Source organism: Agrobacterium leguminum, from assembly GCF_015704895.1.
Lineage (GTDB): Bacteria > Pseudomonadota > Alphaproteobacteria > Rhizobiales > Rhizobiaceae > Agrobacterium > Agrobacterium leguminum.
Window position 1 is genome coordinate 1 of sequence record NZ_JADQWB010000053.1, and the last position, 255, is coordinate 255.

The 255-nt window shown below is 62.4% G+C and carries 1 protein-coding gene; it reads right to left on the minus strand.

Annotated elements, in window-relative coordinates; all coding sequences use genetic code 11:
* Positions 1-255: TonB-dependent receptor plug domain-containing protein (locus I3J13_RS25640; RefSeq protein WP_196380686.1), on the minus strand; the 255-nt coding region annotated here is incomplete at both ends.

The window sequence follows — 255 nt, forward strand, 5'->3', positions numbered from 1 at the left end:
TTCGATGTCTTGTTGACGATGCCGGCGGGCGTGCCTGCGCCATAAAGCACCGAGATCGGGCCACGGACGATTTCCACACGCTCCAGCGAATAGGGATCGGTGCGGAACATGCCATAGTTCAAATAGGACTGACGCAGCCCGTCCTTGTAGTCGCCCATGGTGGTGGCGTCGTAACCGCGAATATAGATCTGGTCGAAGCGCGGGTCGAAGCCGGCGGCGGTGCCGGTGGTGACACCGGCGGAGTAGCGCACGGCC